Here is a 15,387-nt window from a genome sequence, read left to right as displayed (position 1 = left end):
CGATGGACAACATCCTTCGCTTCAACGGCAATCCGCATCTGGAAACCGAGCGGTTGCTCCCATGGTACGTCACGGGACAGCTCGACCCGGAAGATCGCCTCCAGGTCGAGGCGCATCTGGCGGAATGCGAGGAATGCCGCGCCGAATTGCTGCTGGAGCGCAGGCTCGGCACCGAGGTCGCGCGGCTTCCGGTCGAGACCGGGCTCGATTGGGAAGCGTTCAGCCGTCGCCTCGATCCGGCTTCGCCGCCGCCCGAAGGCAAGGTTTTCCCGATGATCCGCCGCGCGCTCGCCCGGCCGGGACGGACCGGCTGGTTCCTCTCGGCTCAGGCGGCCTTCGTCGCGGCATTGGCGGTGCTGATCGTGCCCGTCCTCCGCCCGGCCCCCGCGCCCTATCACGCCCTCGGCGCGGCGCCGGCGCCGGCCAACGGCAACGCCATCGTGATCTTCCGGCCCGACACCAGCGAACAGGCGCTTCGCGAGACGCTCAACGCCAATGGCGCGCGTCTGGTGGACGGGCCGACGGCGGCCGACGCCTATGTGCTCCATCTGCCCGCCGAACGGCGCGAGGCGGCGCTTGCGCGATTGCGCGCCGACCATGACATCGTGCTTGCCGAGCCGATCAACGCGAGCGCGACACCATGAGCCGCCGCATCCGGGGGATAGGCCTGCTGCTGGCCGGGCTCTGCGGCCTCATCGCCGCCGCCTCGCCGGGCTGGAGCGCCGATACGCCTTCGCCCGGACACCAGATCCTCGTCCTGCTGCGCCTCGCGCCCGAGCATTACCGGCCGGGCGGCGACTATGGCGGCGGTTATGGAAGCTCGCCCGCCAGCGGCGCGCGGGATCGCCTCGCCCGGCACATCGCCAAGGCCCATGGCCTGACGCTGGTGACCGACTGGCCGATGCCGCTGCTCGGCCTCGACTGTTACGTCATGGCCGTGCCCAAGGGGCGGACGACCGATGCCGCCGCCGCGGAAGTCTCACATGATGCGGGCGTCGCCTGGTCCGAACCCATGCACATCTATCGCGCGCAGAGCAGCGCCGCGTGGAAGGAAGACCCGTTGTTCCGCGCCGAACCCGCCGCGCACGAATGGCGGCTGGCCGATCTCCACAAGATCGCCACGGGCCGCGGCGTCACCGTCGCGGTGATCGACAGCCGGATCGAGAGCAACCATCCCGATCTCGCAGGGCAGGTCGCGGTCCAGCAGGATTTCGTGGGGGACGGCAGCACAGCACCCGAGCAGCATGGCACCGGCGTCGCCGGGGTCATCGCCGCCATCGCGGGCAACGGCATCGGCATCGCGGGCGTAGCACCCCGCGCGAGATTGTTGGGCCTGCGCGCCTGCTGGCAGACGGCCGGGAAGACGCCTACCGCTCCTGATACCCTGTGCAACAGCCTCAGCCTCGCCAAGGCGTTGCACTTCGCGATCGATCATCGCGCTCAGATCATCAACATGAGCCTGAGCGGCCCGCCCGATCCACTTCTGGGCCGGCTGATCGACATGGGGCTTGCGCGCGGCGCGACGCTGGTCGCGGCGATCGACCCGAACCAGCCCGATGGCGGCTTTCCCGCCTCCCATCCGGGCGTCATCGCCGTGGCGGAGGAAGGCATGGTTCCGCCTTCGGCGAAGGGCTATCTTGCGCCGGGGCGTGACATCCCGACCACGCAGCCGGGGGGACGATGGTATCTGGTGAACGGCAGCTCCTACGCGGCGGCGCATGTCAGCGGGCTGGCCGCGCTGCTTCGCGAGAAGCGCGTGGCTGCGGGCGGAGCGCTGACATTGGTGTCGGCCAGGCCCGGCGGCGGTGTCATCGATGCGTGTGCCTCGCTGTTGCGTGCCGCGCGGCCCTGTGACTGCGCCTGCCCGGCCACGGCGGAACTCGCGGCGGATATCCACCGCTAGACCGATCCGCTTCCTCCTCCGCATGATGCTGGTTGCAAGCATCGGAGCGCCGGCCGCCGCACAGCTTGGCGGAACCGTCTCCTTCCAGACCGACGATTATTTCCGCGGCCATTCGCTGAGCGAGGGACGGCCCGTCGCGACGCTCGATCTCGCCTATGACGATGCTTCCGGCCTCTATCTGGCAGGCGCCGCGACCAGTGTCGCGACGCGTCATTCCGGCGTGAAGCTGCTCGGCTTCAGCGAGAATATCGGCTTCGCCCGAAAGATCGGCACCGGCCCCGTGATCGACGTCGGCCTCACCGACACCCATTACAACGCCTATTATAGCGGCGGCACCAAGGCGGATTATCGCGAGGTCTATGCGGGGTTCGTCACCGATCATGTCGCCGCGCACGTCCACTACTCGCCGCACTATTTTCGGAGCGGCGTCTCGGCGCTCTATGCTGATGCGGACGGCGTTCTGCGCCCCTTTCCCCTCTGGCGGCTGACGGGCCATGCCGGTGTGCTGACACAGCTCGACGGCCCGCGTGCGCCGGGCGAGCCGTACACCCGTTATGACTGGAAGCTGGGCGTCGGCCGTCGCCTTGGCCCGTTCGATCTGCAACTGGCCTGGACGGATGGCTCACCGGGGCCGGATTATGATGGGGAAGAGCCTCATCATCGGGGAGCCCTTGTCTTCGGCATGAGCTACGCGTTCTAAAAAGCCGTTGAACGATCCGGGCGGAAGACGGAACCAATCGGAAGCTGCCGAAGCCTGAACACCAGCCCCCGAAGGAGAAGGGGATTTGCATCATCCCCCATTATCGAACCCTCCTGCCCGGCCCGTGCGTCGCATGGATACGCTGATCGTCGGTGGCGGCCCGGCCGGCGCCGCCGCCGCGATCGGGCTGGCCCGAGGCGGGCGTTCGCCGCTGATCCTCGAACGACAGCGCGAGGGCGCGGATGCACTGTGCGGCGGATTCCTGAGCTGGACGACGATCGCCGCGCTGGAGCGACTGGGCGTGCCTGTGGAAGGTCTGGGCGGCCATCGCATCGATCGGATGAAGATGTTCGCCGGCCACCGCACCGCCTGCGCGCGCCTGCCCGCGCCCGCGATGGGCATTTCCCGGCAACGGCTCGATGCCTGCCTGCTCGCCCGCGCGGAGCTGGAAGGAGCCGCCGTGGAACGGGGCGTGGCCGCGTCCCATTTCGACGATGGTGGGATCACCACCGCCGACGGCGCCCTGCTGCGCTTCGATAGGATGGTGCTGGCCACCGGCAAGCATGAGCTGCGCGGCCTCGCCCGCCCGGCGGCAGAAGGCGATCGGATGGTGGGGTTGCGCTGGCGACTGGCGGCCTCGCCTCGGCTACTGGAGATGTTGGCCCATACCATCGAGATTCATTGCTTCCGTGGCGGCTATGCGGGCCTGGTGATGCAGGAGGAGACCGCCAATCTCTGCCTCGCCGTCAGCCGGCGGCGGCTTGCCGAGGAGGGCACGCCGGATGCCCTGCTGCTGGCATTATCGCGCGAATGCCCGGCACTGGAGGGGCGATTGTCGGCTTCCTCCGGCTTGGGCGAGCGGCAGGCGATCGCCAACATGCCTTATGGCTGGCGGGCGCGATCGAGCTTGCCCCATGTCTATCGGATCGGCGATCAGGCAGGGGTCATCCCGTCGCTGGCGGGCGAAGGGCTCGCGATCGCGCTGGTGAGCGGCGCACGCGCCGCGCGGGCCATATTGCAAGGCCGGGCGGCCGAGACGTTCCAACCCCGCCTCGCCCGTCATCTGCGCCGCCCCATAGGCGTCGCCGGAGCCATAGCGGACCTCGCATGTCGGCCCGGCGGCGCGCGGACCATCGTCGCTCTCGCCGGCATGTCCCCGGCGATCCCCAACCTCGCGGCACGGCTGGCGCGCGTGCGGCCGGCCTGATCGATGATCGGCATTGACGTCCCCCATCCGGCACAGTGAGATGGGCAAACAGGGACAGGGGTCAGAACAATCATGCAAAGTTGGAAGTGGACGGTGGCTCTGGCTGCTGCGTGTGTCATGTCGGCATCGCCCGCCGCCGCCGAAACGGTGGTAGTCACGGCGGGGCAAATGGTCGACGTGCTGGCCGGCCGGGAGATCGCCAAGCCGCAGATCACGATCGTCGACGGCCGCATCACCGCCGTCGGCCATCAGGGAGACGCGATCCCCGAAGGGGCGAAACGCATCGATCTCGGCGAGCGGACCTTGCTGCCCGGCCTCATCGACATGCACGTCCATCTGACCGCCGATCCGCATTTCAGCGGCTATACCGGCCTCGAATTCACCGACAATTTCTGGACCGTGGTGGGCGTCGCCAATGCGAAACGCACGCTGGAGGCCGGCTTCACCACGGTGCGCAACGTCGGATCGGCCAATTATGACGACGTGGCCCTCAAACAGGGCATCGAGCATGGCTATATCGCCGGACCACGCATCGTCCCCGCGACCTACGCGCTCGGCTCGACCGGCGGGCATTGCGACGCGACCGAGTTCCCGCCCTCGATCACGACCCCGGCGGCCAATATCGCCAATTCGCCCGACGAATATCGGGCGCTCGTCCGCAAGGTCCACAAATATGGCGCCGAGGTCATCAAGGTCTGCATGACCGGCGGCGTGCTTTCGAAGGGCGACTCCGTCGGCGCCCAGCAGGTCTCCTACGACGAGATCAAGGCGATCGTCGACGAGGCGCATATGCTCGGGCTGCGGGTCGCGGTTCATGCCCATGGCACGGCCGGCATCAACGATGCTCTGCGCGTCGGCGTGGATACCGTCGAACATGCCAGCCTGGCGGACGAGGAAAGCTTCAAACTGGCGAAGGCGCATGGAGCCTGGTTCGACATGGACATCTACAACGACGACTACATCCTCGCCGAGGGCGCGAAGAACGGCATGTTCGCGGAAAGCCTGGCCAAGGAAAAGATGGTCGGCCTCAAGCAGCGCCAGACGTTCCGCGCCGCCCATGCGGCGGGCGTGAAGATGCTGTTCGGAACCGATGGGGGCGTCTACCCGAACGGCGACAACGCCCGGCAGTTCGCCAAGATGGTCGAGTGGGGAATGACGCCTCTCGAAGCGATCCAGGCGGCGACCAGGAACGCAGCCGAGGCGCTCGACGAAACCGCCGATGTCGGCGCGATCGCTGCCGGCCGATATGGCGATCTCGTCGCTGTCGACGGCGATCCCCTGCGCGACATCCGCCTGCTCGAGCATCCCGCCTTCGTCATGAAGGGCGGCGACGTCGTCAAAAGGCCTTAGGCCGACACGCTGAAGCGCCAGCCGGGGCAATAACGGAGCGCCTTGCCCCGGCTGGCGTCTCCGATATCATGGCGACATGGTCACGCGGCGTCAGCTTATCGGCTCCTCCCTCTCTTTGGCTGCGACGGCGGGGCTCGCCGCGCCGCCGAGGGCCGCCGGTCGGTTGAAGCAGTCGGTCAGCCGCTGGTGCTACGACAAGATTCCGCTGGACGAACTCTGCGCCTTCGCCGTCAAGGTCGGGCTGCAAGGCATCGATCTTCTGAACCCAGCGGATTATGACGCGCCCCGCCGGTACGGGCTGCGCTGCACCATGGGCTATGCCGCGGACGTCATGACGATCGCCGACGGGCTGAACCGGCGGGAAAACCATGCCGCCATCGAACAGGCCTTCCGCACCGGCATCCCGCTGGCCGCCAGATCGGGCGTGCCGAACGTGATCGCCTTCTCGGGCAATCGTCGCGGCCTGTCCGACGAAGAGGGCGCCGCCAACACGGTCGCCGGCCTCAACCGGGTCAAGCGGATCGCCGAGGACAATGGCGTCACCATCTGCATGGAGCTGCTCAACAGCAGGATCAACCATCCCGATTATATGGCCGACCATACCGCCTGGGGCGTGCGCGTGATGGAGGAGGTCAACTCGCCGAGGGTCAAGCTGCTCTACGACATCTACCATATGCAGATCATGGAAGGCGATCTGATCGACACGATCGGCAGGAATATCCGCTGGATCGGGCACTTCCATACCGGTGGCGTGCCGGGCCGGCACGAGCTTGACGATACGCAGGAGGTCAACTGGCACGCCGTAGCCAGCGGGATCGCCGATCTCGGCTTCCAGGGCTATCTGGCCCACGAGTTCGTGCCACGAGGCGATCCGCTGCCCGCGCTGGCGCAGGCGGTGCGTATCTGCACCGTCTGAGCCGCCCGCTCAGGGCGAGAGGGTCGGCACGCTTTCAAGCCCGGATGGAACGTGCGGGCGAGCGCACGGTACTGTGAGCATACAGGCTGACCGACCTCCGCCCTCGCCGCGCGAACGATCGAGGCTGTGGATCGTTGGCTGCTCGGATAGCAGCCTTTTGGGAGAGCGATCGATGAGTGAACGCTTCAGGATCGGCGATCATGTCGGCTGGAACTCCGAGGCCGGACATGTCAGCGGCCGGATCATCGCAATCCACACACAGAACACGAACTATAAGGGCTACACCCACCACGCGAGCCCGGATGAGCCGCAATATGAGATCAAGAGCGACAAGACCGACCATGTCGCCTTGCACAAGGGATCGGCACTCCGCCACCTGGACGGCTGATGCTCCGGGTATGATCGCCTCATCGGGCGAAGGGAATCGTCAGCTCCTTCTCGTTCGTATCGACGACGAACACCGCCAGCAGCTTGGCAGGCTTGGTCGCGCTGGCGTTGGCGCTCACCCCATGGCGGTCGCCGGGCATCTCAGAGAAACTCTGGCCGGCGGTGTAGGTCGTTACCGGTCCGTTGTTGACCTGGCTGCGGATCGCCCCCTCCAGCACCGTCGCGTAGATGAAGGCGGACCGGGCGTGGGTATGCCCCGGCGAAGAACCACCCGGCCCATATTCGACAAGCACGCCCTTGATGCTCTTGCCCGGCACGTTGGGCAGCACATGCTGATAGACGAGGGTGACCTTCGCGTTCTTCGCATGAGGCGTGTCCGCAAGCGCGCCGCCGAACGGCAGGGCGGCGAGAAGCAGCGAGCAGAGGATAGGCTTCATGGTTTCCCTCCTGTGATCGGCGCGCGGGATCAGTGGCCCATGCGCGGACGAGCGATCCATTCGTCGAAGCCAATCCGGCCAAGCCGGGCTTCGCCCTGTGGCACGAGTGAATCCTCCTCGACCCGGCCTCCGAAATATCGGGCCTCGGGATCGCTCACCACATCCCGCGGATCGCCGACCGCCTTCAGATAGCGTGCGATGAAAGCGTCGAAGGGCGCGCGTTCCGGCCCGGCGATCTCGACGATGCCGGAACGCGGCTTCGCCTGCGCCACCTCCGCGACGGCGGCCGCGACGTCGTCCGCCGCGATCGGCTGGAACGATCCCGGCGAGAGCCGCACCTTGTCCCCGCTCATGCTGGAATCCGCGATGCCGCCGAGGAACTCCAGAAACTGGGTGGCGCGGATGATGGTATAGGGAACGCCCGAAGCCTCGATCAGCTTTTCCTGAGCCACCTTGGCGCGGAAATAGCCGTTTTCGGGCGTCCGGTCGGTGCCGACGATCGAGAGCGCCACATGATGCCCCACGCCCGCCGTCTTCTCCGCCGCCAGAAGGTTTCGGCCGGATGTCTCGAAGAAATTCAGGACGGCATTGTCCTCGAAAGAGGGGGAATTGGTGAGATCGATCACGACCGCCGCCCCCGCCAGAGCCTTGTCGAGGCCTTCCCCGGTGAGGCTGTTGACGCCGCTGCTGGGCGAGCCGACGACCACGTCATGACCGCCCTGGCGCAGGAGGGGGACGGTCTTCGATCCGATCAAGCCGGTGCCACCGATCACCACGATCTTCATAGCGCGACCTCACCTCGTTCGCGCCGGCGCACCGCAAGACGATGGGGAGATACGAAACCCTCCCGCGATGACCGGGCCACCAAGCCCCGACTGGTACGAGAACCAAGGGATAATGGGTTCCGCCGACTATAAGTCTTCGGGAACTCGACGGCAAGCGGCGCCATGCCCCGGAGCGGCGGCGCCGATGCTCATTCCCCGGATAACCGGTTCGGCATCCGCGTTCCCTATGTAGGCACGTTTCTACATGTGACCCTGTGACAACATATCGCCGTTCCTCCACAGGAAAATCCGATCCGCTTATGCGGAGGGCCTCTTTGCCATTGCCCGTCCGGCCACAGTCCGCCTTTTCTGGGGCCTGGAATCAGGAGCGGCACGAACGATGGACGGAATGAGCAGCACCTTGTCAGACCGGCAGGCGATCTGGGCATTCGTGCTCGGCTGCGTCGCGGTCACTGCGGGGGTGTGCGCTCACCTGCCCATGTTCGCGATGGCGCGCGCGATGCATTATCGCCTGGCGGGTATGCCGATGGATCGCATGATGATCTTCGGCATGGGGCTCATCATCGCCGGCATCTTCGTGGCCGCTTATGGCCTGCTGCCGCGCAATGTCTCCGCACAGCGCGCCGTCGCGGCCGACATCGTCGTCGCCGCGCCGGAGGATGCGCATCTGGGCACCTCCCACTGGGGACTGATGGCGATCCTCGTGATCGCGCTGGTGATCGACGTAATGAAGCCCGCCTCGCTCGGCTTCACCGTGCCGGGCATGGTGAGCGAATATGGCGTGCCCAAGAAGACCGTGTCGCTGGTGCCGTTCTTCGCATTGGCGGGCACGGTCATCGGTTCGGTGCTGTGGGGCTGGATCGCGGACATCTACGGCCGCAAGGCCTCGATCCTGCTGTCCGCGGTGATGTTCGTGGGGACGTCGATCTGCGGTGCGATGCCCAGCCTCGCCTGGAACATCGGCATGTGCTTCATGATGGGAGCGGCGGCCGGTGGTATGCTCCCCGTGACCTATGCCTTGCTCGCCGAGATGATGCCCAACCGCCATCGCGGCTGGAGCCTGGTTCTGGTCGGCGGGCTGGGTGCCGTCGGCGGTTATTTCGCCGCGAGCGGGCTTTCGGCGGTGCTCCAGCCCATCTTCGGGTGGCGCATCCTCTGGCTTGCCAATCTGCCGTCCGGGCTGATCCTCGTCGCGCTTGGCGCGTTCATCCCGGAATCCGCCAAGTTCCTCCTTTCCCGCGGCCGTGCGCAGGAAGCGGAAGCCGTCATGCGCCGCTTCGGCGCCAGGGCGCGCCACGCCAGCGCCGCGGTGATCGCCGCAAAGACCGACTCACACGCTTTGTCCGGCCTCAAATTGTACGGCAAGCTGTCAGCGCTCAGCATGTGCGCCCTCACCTGGGGGCTCGTGAATTTCGGGCTGTTGTTGTGGTTGCCGGCCGATCTGGTCGCGAAGGGCTATTCCGTCGGCGTGTCGAGCAGGCTGCTGGCCGAAAGCGCGCTGATCGCCTTTCCGACCGTCTTCATCGCCGCCTTGCTCTACAGTCGCTGGAGCACCAAATGGTCGCTGGTGACGATGATCGCGGTGACGCTGGCGGGCCTTCTGCTCGTCCTGCGGCTCGAACTGGCGGGCAGCGGCAGCCCCGTGCTCCCGGTCGCGCTGCTGATCGTGGGCACCAACGGGATCATCGCGATCGTATTGCCCTACACGGCCGAAAGCTTCCCCCTGAAGGTCCGCGGCCGAGCGACAGGCTGGGTCGCGGCCTGCACGAAATCGGGCGGCCTGTTCGCGCAGGCGCTCACGATCAGCGGGATCATCCTGTCGATGGGGCTGTCATCCGCGCTCATCATGGTCCCGACGCTGCTGTCGCTGATCCTCGTCGCCTGGTTCGGCCGCGAGACGCGGGGAAGCGATCTGCGCGATCTCGACGCGGACAGCGGACAGATCGGCCATACGGAGATGATCTAGCCGGATCAGGCCAGCGTCGGGAGCCGATCCAGATGCTTGTCGAGCGTGACCGGATAATCCCGCACGCGCACGCCCGTTGCGTTATACACGGCATTCGCCACCGCCGCGCCGACCCCGCATATGCCGAGTTCGCCCACCCCTTTCGCCTTCATCGGCGATGTCATCGGATCGACCTCGTCCAGGAAGATCACCTCCTGATGCGGGATATCGGCATGGACCGGCACCTCATAACCGGCGAGATCATGATTGACGAAGAAGCCGAAGCGCGTGTCGACCGCCAGTTCCTCCATCAGCGCCGCGCCCACGCCCATCGTCATCGCGCCGATCACCTGGCTGCGCGCCGATTTGGGATTGAGGATACGCCCCGCCGCGCACACGGCGAGCATACGCCGCACGCGAATTTCGCCGGTCGCGGCATCGACCGCAGCCTCGACGAAATGCCCCGCGAAGGTCGATTGCTGATATTTCTTGCCGAGATCGCCATATTCGATCCCGTCCTCGCCGGTCAGCGGGCCTTCCCTCGCCGCCTCCGTCAGGTCGACGCTCCGGTTCCCGGCCTTCACATGTCCGTCGGCGAATAGCGCATCGCTGGAATTGATGCCGAGCTTCTGCGCCACCGCATCGCGCAGCTTGAGGCAGGCGGCATAGACCCCCGAGGTCGAGTTGACCGCGCCGAATTGGCCGCCCGAGCCGCATGACACAGGAAAAGCGGAATCCCCCAGCCGGACCTCGACCCGATCGAGCGGCACGCCCATCGTCTCCGCGGCGGTCTGCGCGATGATCGTGTAGCTGCCCGTGCCGATGTCGGTCATGTCGGTCTCGACGACGATCCGGCCATCGCGCTCCAGCCGCACCCGCGCCGCCGACTTGAAGGGAATATGGTTGCGGAAGCCCGCCGCCATGCCCATGCCCACCATCCAGCGTCCGTCGCGGACGCTGCCGGGCTTCGCGGCCCGCCTCGCCCAGCCGAACCGCTCGGCCCCTTCGCGCAGGCACCGGATGAACTGGCGCTGCGAGAATGGCCGCTCGGGCTTTTCGGGATCGACCTGCGTATCGTTGCGAATGCGGAACTCGACCGGGTCCATCCCCAGCTTCTCCGCCATCTCGTCGATCGCGATTTCGAGCGCCATCATACCCGGCGCCTCGCCCGGCGCGCGCATCGCGTTGCCCTCCGGCAGATCGAGCACCGCGAGACGCATCGCCGTCATGCGGTTGGCGCCAGCATAGAGAAGCCGGGTCTGGCCCACCGCCGTCTCGGGGTCGCCACCAGGCAAATTGCCCGACCAGCTCTCATGCGCGATCGCGGTCAGCTTGCCGTCCTTCGTCGCGCCCAGCCGGATGCGCTGGATCGTCGCCGGACGATGCGTCGTGTTGTTGAACATCAGCGGCCGCGTGAGCGCGACCTTGACCGGACGCCCCGCCGCCCTCGCTCCCAGAGCAGCCATCAGGGCGTCAGAGCGCACGAACAGCTTTCCGCCAAAGCCGCCGCCGATATAAGGCGATACGAGCCGCACCTGCTCGGGCTTCAGCCCCAATGTCTTGGCGACATCGCCCTTGCCCCAAGCGATCATCTGGTTCGACGTGTAGATCGTCAGTCGATCGCCATCCCAAACGGCCATCGATGCGTGCGGCTCCATCATCGCGTGCGACTGGACGGGCGTGGAGTAAGTGGCGTCGAGCGTCACCGGTGCCGCCGCGAAGGCGCCCTCGAAATCGCCGACCCTGGTCTCCGGGCTGCCGTTGAAGCCGCCACCGGGGGCGAGCGGCGCGCTGTCTCTGAGCGCGGCGAGGTCGAACGCCCCCTTCTCGCGGGCATATTCGACACGCACCAATGCGGCGGCGGCGCGCGCCTGCTCGAATGTCTCGGCGACCACCACGGCGATCGCCTGATGATAATGCTCGATCTCCGGCCCGCCGAGCAATCTGGCGGTATTGAAGTCCCCCTTGCCGAGCTTGCCGGCGGTATCGGCCGTCACGATCGCCAGCACGCCCGGCGCGGCTTTTGCCGCAGCAAGGTCCAGCGCGGTGATCCGCCCCTTTGCGATCGCCGCTCCCACGACGAAACCATAAGCGGGGTTCGCCACGACGTCATGGCGCTCATAGGCGTAATGCGCGGTGCCGGTGGTCTTGAGCGGCCCTTCGATCCGATCTGTCGCCTTGCCGACGACCCTGAGGCGATCGATCGGATTGGTCGTGGCGGGCGTGTCGAACTTCATGGTTCAGGCCCTCGCTTGCGCCAGCACCGCATCGAGCGTGCGCTCGACGAGGGTGAGCTTGAACGCATTCTCCCGTGTCGGCGTCGCGCCGGCGAGCAGCCGCGAGGCCACCGCCTTCGCACCGCGCGGCATCTCCGCCTCGGCAGCCTCGACCCGCCACGGCTTGGGCGCGATGCCCCCGATCGCGATACGGCCGCCGCCATCCTTCCGAACGATCGCTCCCACCGAGACGAGCGCGAAGGCGTAGGACGCCCGGTCCCGCACCTTGTGATAGATGTGCGTGCCGTCGATCGGCCTGGGCAGCGTCACGGCGGTGATGAACTCGCCCTTGCCGAGCGTCGTTTCGATATGCGGCGTCGTGCCGGGCAGCGTGTGCAGATCGACGATCGGAATGGTTCGGATGCTGCCATCCGCCCTCACGGTTTCCACCAGCGCGTCGAGCGCCCGCATCGCGATCGCCATGTCGCTGGGATGCGTGGCGATGCACGCTTCGCTCACCCCGATCACGCCGAGCGGCCGGCTGTAGCCGCCGATCGCCGCGCAGCCGCTGCCCGGCTGGCGTTTGTTGCACGGCTGGTTGGTGTCGTAGAAATAGGGGCAGCGCGTCCGCTGGAGCAGATTGCCGGCGGTGGTCGCCTTGTTGCGAAGCTGGCCGGAGGCTCCCGCCACGAGCGCGCGGCTGAGCAAGGCATAATCGCGCCGCACCCGCTTGTCCGCGGCAAGATCGGTGTTGCGCACCAGCGCGCCGATCCTGAGGCCGCCTTCCGCCGTCGGCTCGATCCTGTCGAGGCCAAGTCCGTTCACGTCGATCAGATGCGCCGGCGTCTCGACCTCGATCTTCATCAGGTCGAGCAGGTTGGTGCCGCCCGCGATGAACTTGGCGCCCGGCGTGCGCGCAACCCTGGCGGCGGCGTCTCCGGCGGATGTGGCGCGCTCGTAGGTGAAAGGCCTCATGCCCTCTCTCCCGCCACTTCCGCCATGGCTTCGGCGATGTTCGAATAGGCGCCGCAGCGGCAGATATTGCCGCTCATCCGCTCGCGCATCTCCATGTTCGTCGGCTCGATCGCCCCCATCAGGTCGGCGGTGACATGGCTGGGGATGCCCGCCTTGATCTCGTCGAGCACGGCGACCGCCGAGCAGATCTGGCCCGGCGTGCAATAGCCGCACTGATAGCCGTCATGCTTGACGAACGCCGCCTGCATCGGGTGCAGATGGCCGGGCGCGCCGAGCCCTTCGATCGTGGTGACCTTCGCGCCCTCGTGCATCACCGCCAGCGTCAGGCAGGAATTGATCCGCCGCCCGTCGACGATCACCGTGCAGGCGCCGCACTGGCCATGATCGCAGCCCTTCTTGGTGCCGGTGAGGTGAAGATGCTCCCTCAGCGCATCGAGCAAGGTGGTGCGCGCATCGAGTTCGAGCTGCCGCGGTTCGCCATTCACTTCGAACGAGACACTGGCGGTATGCGTCTCCGCGATCGAAGCCGGCGACGCCGCATCGGCCAAGGAGGGGATCGTCGTGGCGATCGCCGTTCCCACCATCATTCCGCGCCTGGACAGCTCGAAGTCGGAGAGGCTCGACAAGGCGTCATTCTCCCAGTCTGGACGCGGTGCGTCGGGAAATTGGCCATGACCATTCTCATACAGGCCTTTGCAGGAAGATGCAGCCGGAAAGAACGGCGCCTCTCGAATGCGACACCTCGTCAATGCGTCGGGCGCAGGCACGTTCCGAAGCTGGCAAGGGCTTCGGCCGCGCCGCCGTAACCTTCGCGCCACACTCGTCCACCCCGCGCTTCGCGAGCAGGTGTTCCGCTTGGCGCGCGGCAAGGATGCGGTTAGCGTGTTGCTCATATCGAACACCAAAAGGGGCCGCCATGATCCGCAAAAGCCTTCTGCTCGCAGCCGTTGCTTCGTTCGCCTTCAACGCAGCGCACGCCGCCGAGAGCAAATCTCCGACCGGCAAGACCGAGAAGAAGGCCGATGCCGCCGCCACCGCCGCGCCGGACAAGGGGGTGCTCTTCACCCCGACCAGCGCCGAAAGCGAAGGCAGCGTGACGGTGGGCGGAAAGGCGATCGCCTACCGCGCGGTCGCGGGCACGATCATCGTCCACCCCAAGGGCTGGGACGATGTCGCCTGGCGCGAGGCCTCGGCAAGCGACCTCGGCGACAAGAAGAACGCCAAGGCCGAAGCCTCGATCTTCTACACCGCCTATTTCGCCAAGGGCGCGCCTTCCGCGAACCGGCCGATCACCTTCCTCTACAATGGCGGCCCCGGCTCCTCGACGGTGTGGCTGCACATGGGCGCCTTCGGCCCGAAGCGCGTCGTCACCGCCGACGACAGCCACACGCCCGCCGCGCCCTATAGCCTCGTCAACAACGGCAACAGCCTGCTCGACGTGTCGGATCTGGTGTTCATCGACGCGCCCGGCACCGGGTTCAGCCGCATCGCCGGCAAGGACAAGGAGAAGGCCTTCTTCGGCATCGACGCCGACGCCTATGCCTTCGCCCAGTTCGTCAAAGGCTTCCTCAGCAAATATGGCCGCTGGAACTCGCCCAAATATCTGTTCGGCGAAAGCTATGGCACGCCGCGCTCGGCCGTCCTCATCAACGAGCTGACCACCGACGACAATGTCGATTTCAACGGCGTCGTCCTGCTCTCGCAGATTCTGGATTTCAGCCTGTTCGCGGGGCTTCAGGGGGCCAATCCGGGCAATGTCGAAGGCTATGTGACCCAGTTGCCGACGATGGCGGCGACCGCCTGGTATCATAACCGCATTCCCGGCGGCCGGCCCGCCGCGCTCGAGCCCTTCCTGAAGGAAGTGGAGCATTTCGCTTCCACCGAATATGCCGCCGCGCTGGCGCAGGGCAGCGAACTCGACCCGGCCGCGAAGCAGCACATCGCCGAGAAGCTGGCCGGCTATACCGGCATCTCCACCGCCTATATCCTGAAGGCGGACCTGCGCCTCGACGGGCCGAACTTCTCCAAGCAGTTGCAGGATGCCGACGGGCTGACCACCGGGCGCCTCGACACCCGCTTCTCCGGCGCGGATATGGACCCGCTCTCCAAGGATGCGGACTATGATCCGCAGTCGGCGGCGCTCAGCTCGGCCTATGTGTCGGCGTTCAACGATTATGTCCGCAAGGATCTGCATTACGGGCAGGACGAGGTGTTCAAGCCCAGCATCGACGTTTTCCCGCAATGGGACTGGAGCCACGCGACGCCCGGCCTGCCCGCGCTCAAGATGGTGGGCACGAGCGTGCTCCCCGATCTCGCCACGGCGATGAAATATAATCCGCAGCTCAAGGTGATGTCAGCCGGCGGCTATTATGATCTCGCCACGCCTTATTATCAGGGCTGGTACGAGATGCATCACCTGCCGATCCCGGCCAATCTCCAGCAGAATATCGAATATCATTATTACGAATCCGGCCACATGGTCTACGCGCACCCGGAAGCGGCGCGGAAGCTGCACGACGACGTGGCGAACTTCATCCGGCGAACCGACAATCTCGGGAACTGATCG

14 protein-coding genes are annotated in these 15,387 nt (G+C 66.4%); 9 read left to right on the top strand and 5 right to left on the bottom strand.

The genetic code is table 11. The features are described 5' to 3' along the window. Positions 1-2 precede the first annotated feature (2 nt). The 7 genes from FHS98_RS02755 (at position 3) to FHS98_RS02725 (ending at position 6,464) form a co-directional block, all read left to right on the top strand. Positions 3-644, top strand: coding sequence for an anti-sigma factor family protein (locus tag FHS98_RS02755; RefSeq protein WP_167099412.1), 642 nt, complete (start codon positions 3-5; stop codon positions 642-644). Beyond that, a complete protein-coding gene (locus FHS98_RS02750) occupies positions 641-1,903 on the top strand; it encodes a S8 family peptidase (RefSeq protein ID WP_167099409.1) in 1,263 nt (420 codons plus the stop codon). The genes FHS98_RS02755 and FHS98_RS02750 overlap by 4 nt, the downstream gene beginning before the upstream one ends. Positions 1,904-1,925: 22 nt before the next feature. Further along, positions 1,926-2,603, top strand: a complete 678-nt coding sequence (locus tag FHS98_RS02745; protein WP_167099406.1) for a TorF family putative porin — start codon at positions 1,926-1,928, stop codon at positions 2,601-2,603. Between the two features lie 133 nt (positions 2,604-2,736). Continuing rightward, a complete protein-coding gene (locus FHS98_RS02740; RefSeq protein ID WP_167100323.1) occupies positions 2,737-3,810 on the top strand; it encodes an NAD(P)/FAD-dependent oxidoreductase in 1,074 nt (357 codons plus the stop codon). Positions 3,811-3,927: 117 nt separating this feature from the next. Then, on the top strand, positions 3,928-5,160 hold the full coding sequence (locus tag FHS98_RS02735) for a Xaa-Pro dipeptidase (RefSeq protein WP_341786011.1): 1,233 nt from the start codon (positions 3,928-3,930) through the stop codon (positions 5,158-5,160). Between the two features lie 76 nt (positions 5,161-5,236). Next, on the top strand, positions 5,237-6,076 hold the full coding sequence (locus FHS98_RS02730) for a hydroxypyruvate isomerase family protein (RefSeq protein ID WP_167099400.1): 840 nt from the start codon (positions 5,237-5,239) through the stop codon (positions 6,074-6,076). A gap of 172 nt (positions 6,077-6,248) precedes the next feature. Beyond that, positions 6,249-6,464, top strand: a complete 216-nt coding sequence (locus FHS98_RS02725; RefSeq protein WP_167099397.1) for a hypervirulence associated TUDOR domain-containing protein — start codon at positions 6,249-6,251, stop codon at positions 6,462-6,464. A gap of 19 nt (positions 6,465-6,483) precedes the next feature. Here FHS98_RS02725 and FHS98_RS02720 read toward each other — a convergent pair whose 3' ends face one another. Next, positions 6,484-6,900 (bottom strand): cupin domain-containing protein, encoded by a 417-nt coding sequence (locus FHS98_RS02720; RefSeq protein ID WP_167099394.1) that lies wholly within the window; start codon positions 6,898-6,900, stop codon positions 6,484-6,486. A gap of 29 nt (positions 6,901-6,929) precedes the next feature. Continuing rightward, the gene (locus FHS98_RS02715) at positions 6,930-7,685 is read right to left on the bottom strand and encodes an SDR family oxidoreductase (RefSeq protein WP_167099391.1); all 756 of its coding nucleotides are present in this window, start codon (positions 7,683-7,685) and stop codon (positions 6,930-6,932) included. A 379-nt stretch (positions 7,686-8,064) separates the two neighbouring features. Here FHS98_RS02715 and FHS98_RS02710 point away from each other — a divergent pair, with 379 nt between their 5' ends. After that, positions 8,065-9,651, top strand: coding sequence for an MFS transporter (locus tag FHS98_RS02710; protein ID WP_243847812.1), 1,587 nt, complete (start codon positions 8,065-8,067; stop codon positions 9,649-9,651). 5 nt (positions 9,652-9,656) lie between these two features. On the opposite strand, the gene paoC is transcribed toward FHS98_RS02710, so the two are convergent. The 3 genes from paoC to paoA are packed head-to-tail and all read right to left on the bottom strand — an operon-like array spanning position 9,657 to position 13,447. Then, positions 9,657-11,867, bottom strand: coding sequence for an aldehyde oxidoreductase molybdenum-binding subunit PaoC (paoC, locus tag FHS98_RS02705; RefSeq protein WP_167099388.1), 2,211 nt, complete (start codon positions 11,865-11,867; stop codon positions 9,657-9,659). Positions 11,868-11,870: 3 nt separating this feature from the next. Beyond that, positions 11,871-12,821: an FAD binding domain-containing protein gene (locus tag FHS98_RS02700; RefSeq protein WP_167099385.1), complete on the bottom strand. Its 951-nt coding sequence runs from the start codon at positions 12,819-12,821 to the stop codon at positions 11,871-11,873. After that, a complete protein-coding gene (paoA, locus tag FHS98_RS02695) occupies positions 12,818-13,447 on the bottom strand; it encodes an aldehyde dehydrogenase iron-sulfur subunit PaoA (protein WP_167099382.1) in 630 nt (209 codons plus the stop codon). The genes FHS98_RS02700 and paoA overlap by 4 nt, the downstream gene beginning before the upstream one ends. A gap of 290 nt (positions 13,448-13,737) precedes the next feature. On the opposite strand from paoA, the gene FHS98_RS02690 reads away from it, so the two are divergent. Then, complete coding sequence (locus tag FHS98_RS02690) at positions 13,738-15,384, top strand: S10 family peptidase (RefSeq protein WP_167099379.1); 1,647 nt, start codon at positions 13,738-13,740, stop codon at positions 15,382-15,384. The last annotated feature ends 3 nt before the right edge of the window (positions 15,385-15,387 follow it).

This window comes from Sphingomonas oligoaromativorans (assembly GCF_011762195.1).
In the GTDB taxonomy this organism is placed as follows: domain Bacteria; phylum Pseudomonadota; class Alphaproteobacteria; order Sphingomonadales; family Sphingomonadaceae; genus Solisphingomonas; species Solisphingomonas oligoaromativorans.
The sequence above is the reverse complement of the archived record's forward strand: the minus strand, read 5'-3'. Positions and strand labels throughout refer to the sequence as shown.